Raw genomic sequence first — 4,269 nt, forward strand, 5'->3', positions numbered from 1 at the left:
CGCAGCGGCGCATCCACCGGGCAAGGGCCATTAAAGTCCTTGTCGTTGGCGATTCTCACCGGCGCTACTGTAGTAGGTAATCTGAATAGGTCACCGCGCCGGTTATTGTAGGCACGTAATACACCCCACATTCCAGTCCACCAACCATCGTGTGAGGCATCCATGGAATATCCGTAGTCATCTGAACCACCGCGACCACCCTGCACGGGTACTGGCGGGATGGTCAGGGTGAATTGTTCCGAGATACCGCCAGCGTGCGCCGCGCGCCAGCCAGAGTTGCCTGCTTTACCATGCGCTGATCCACCCTGCAACCACTTCAAACCATGAATCGTAGCATTGTGTTCTTCTTCGTGACCACCGGATTGCATCTTCAAGCGAACGAGGTCACCCGTAAATGCCCGCAACATGGGTGTGAAGGGATCGCCCGGATTCACGCCTCTGGTATTAATAGGCGGTGGAAAACGGGTACCGTTGATGGCCGTGGTGCCATCCGGTTGCACGTTCAATTCCGGTATTGCGCGATCTGTCCGTGAAGCCATGGCAAGCGCCAGATCACCGGCGTCACCATCCGCCTGCATACCCGGTTTGCCATCTGGTCCAATCTTGTTGGGATCGTAAATACGCAATCCGACTGGCTCATTGCGATAGTTCACTACCATCATACCCGGATCCTGTACGTCAATGGCTTGCGGACAGGGACGCTGTGGACAACCGGGAACTAACGGCAAACCAGTGGCTGGATCCACTGCACCACCGGCCACTTCCAGTATCAAATCGGGGAATACTGGCGCCACTTGCACACGCGCCGGCGGATTAATAGCAAACCGGAATGCATCCTGGATATTGCCATTAAATGCGGGATTACCCAGATTGGCTACCACAGGGGCCGCGCCCGGTCCGGTGCCTGGTAAAGGCTCACCTAACTGACCTGCACCCACATAAACACCGGCTTCGTACGCGTGTTGAAAGTCACTGTATTCCAGATAGAACTCGCGGAACGGTGGTTTATCATCCGCGGGTAAGATGGCCGCTTGCCAGGCAGTGGGACCGCCATCCGTTAATGTACGACCGTCAGTAGTAGTGAACGTCCGGCGCGGCGCACCGCTCGCTGGATCATGCCCCAATGGTGCACCGGTTTCGTTATGTACCCAGGTCGATCCCGCAGGTTCGGTTAACACCGTTGCATATAGACCAATCTGTTGATGTGTTGAAGGACCATAGTGGTCGTGGGTAAAGATAATACCCAGGCCACGATCCTCACCGTCGGTATTCACCACCGGATCGGCGAACCAGCGTTGCGTGGTTGTGCGCGCCCCCATCCAGTGTGCCGCCAATTCTGCTGGCGCCACAGTACTGAAATAAGGATGAGGTTCCGCATGAAGGAGACCTGCAGGCACAACGTTAGCCGGCGACCCCGAGCCCGCCACGTGCGTACCGAGACCACCTATTATACCGGGTGGGCATTCCGTACCATCAATATGACAATTTAAAGCGTGTATACGTTCTTGAATGGCACCGGGTGAGAAAGTACCGTCTTCATAGTTCCAGCCATTGGCTGCGCCATCTGCTGTGGTGAGATCCCACTTGGGTAAATGAATGTGCTGGCCAATAATATCCGTCGGGGTACGAACCTGATAATCGTCCGCCTCGTACACTTCCGGCACCAGGTTGGAATGATGAAACACAGCGCAATCAAAACTGTTGATCCGCATCACTAACGGTTGACCGGGTCTTTCCTTGGTAATAGTAGGAACTGCATCCTGCCACAGCGCAATGATACGTTGTTGTGGATAATGATAACCTACTTTGTTGATAACCGCGTCGTATTGGATATTGGCAGCTTTGTAAATCCGTGGCGTATCAGCGTTAAACGTACTTGTCATACCAGGAATCATGCCATTGGTATCGGCCATCGTTGTTAAGCCACCACCAAAGAATTGTCCGGCGACACCTGCTCCCAAGCGTAAGCCTGTGTCATCAATACAGGGCTCATGATACGGCGCACCAACCGCAGGTTTTTGTCCGTTGGTAATGAAACCATCGTCGTTAGCAGTACAGTTTGCCGGTGTGCCATCCGGATAGGAACTTGCATGACACCTTTCGGCATGGTATGCCATGGCCACATGCTCTACATCGGTGCCGGTCTCGGGGTAGAACACTGCCTGGGCTTTACCAATGACCTTGGTAAAATCTATAGGAGATACCACGTTGTGATGATCGACACCACCTGCGGCGTAACCCAGTAAGGCAGCCCGGGGTAATCCACCATCCCAGCCATCAGCTTGTTCTGGTATTAAGTTAGCGAACAAATCTGCGAGTGCTGGATCTCCTTGCGCAGCCGTGACTTCGTCAGGTGTCACCATGTCCAATGGTGGTGACGGCGGGCGATGACCGATTACATCTTCCATGCCGGCAACCCAGAATGGATAACCGGGATTCTTTGCAACTGGGCGCGCAACATCAGACAAACTGCCCGCCGGTTGTTGTCCCACAACGATACCAGTGGCCGGATCGATAACATCGACCGGTAGTGGATTGTTCTTTACTGTTACAGCACCGGGCATCGGCGCCATGGGTTTGCCCGGCAAGGGGACAACCGCAGGGATGGGTACACCGGCTACAATTTCCCCATCGGGCAAGGCACGTGCACCTATTGCGGGTGTGCCGTCAACTAAGTCAAACGCCCCGATATGGAACCCGGGATTTTGTGCAGTTCCTCCACTAACCTGCAGTACCGTACCGGCTTCAAAGGTATCGTGGTGGCGCCAGTGATACCACATACCTTGGGCAAAGTGCGGATAAAAATGGCAATGGAAAATTGCGTCACCCGCGGATTTATTACGGTTACCGGAACCACCAAAGTTAATTTCATAGGTATAGCCAATACCAGGTCCAATACCTTGCGCATCCAGGTAATTGGAATTGTCATCATCGGGATTATATAACCATTGATGGTTATGCAAGTGGAACACGTGCTGCTCCTGGCCCACGTGTACATTTCGAATCTTGGCAAAATCGCCCACATAGCTATGGTGTATGTTGGCCGGATCTTCTGTATATAAAGCTTTCGTGGCTTTAGGACCCGTCGCAAGGCAAGGACCTGTGCCCAGGTCTTCTGGTCTGCAATTTTCTAGACCAAAGTTTGCTGGCACATCCACCAATGTAGCCGGGTCGCCTACGGTAAAGGATGTTAAAAAGAACTCTTCATAGGCGCAGGTCAAACAATCGTGCATGGGGCCTACACCCAGGCGGTTAGCGATAATCTCGGAACCGATCCCACCGGAACCGTAGTTAATCATAAAACCATCTTTTACACCTTCCAATACGTAACGAAAGACATCGTTGCCGCCCGCTGCTGCAGCTTCATAGAATCCAGGGAATGCTTGTTTAGTGGATGGTTCATCGTGCCACACGGAAGCAAAATCACGAAACGGTTCCAGACGATTCGGTACTGAGGGATTACGTTTACCCACTTCTTCCAAAGGATAAGTTTCTTTTGGAAAATGACCCAATCGACCTTGGTATGGTCCATTTGGCGCAGGCTCTAATGCCCCGGAAGGACCATAACCCACAAAGCCATTGATCTCCGAATGCACGATCGTATTGCTCGCAGTATCGATCATGTTCAGGATAGGTAATCCGTCTTTTCCTTCTGCAATCCAAATACTGGCTCCCAGGTTTGCGCCGGTACTCGGCGGCAGATCAGTTGGAGCATTACAATCAACGGCAGGATACCGTGCTTCATAATTGATAATGGGATGCCCAGTTGCAGTTGTTTTTTGCTGACCGCAGGTTGGCGATGTGGGATCAAGATCCATCGACGCCAGGCGCATTTCTTCTTCGGTAAGTTGACCACGATAAATAGCGGAGTTGGCAGGTTCAACAATGACTTCACCAAGGAGCAGGTTCGCGGAATTACCCTGGTTGGCATCACTCCCTACAGTGCTCGCCATCCCCCTCACCGCGTATGCACCTTCTTTCACGGCGTATAATTGGTAGGTCTCAGGAACACCGCGTCGAACAGTCGTATCAAGATTGTTGCCGACGTAGGCACCGTCATCCTCGTTTGGTCCTCTCACATAATGCAAACCATTCACGTGCATACTGATAATACGTTCAGCCACCTGATCATTAATCAGTGTATTAAATAAAGGAGGAACATTTTCAGGCGGCTGGTTAGGATTTGCGTTTGGCGTCAGGCGATTCTCCAGGTTAATGGTAAGACAGTCGCCTTCCCGTACACGCAATACTAAAGGTCGTGGTCGTTTA

General features: G+C 52.4%; 1 protein-coding gene. It reads right to left on the reverse strand.

Annotation, left to right across the window (positions count from 1 at the left end; translation table 11 throughout):
• On the reverse strand, positions 1–4,269 hold a 4,269-nt coding region (locus tag ACWVCM_RS00325), incomplete at both ends, for a hypothetical protein (protein ID WP_455199699.1).

Source organism: Kaarinaea lacus (genome assembly GCF_975902315.1).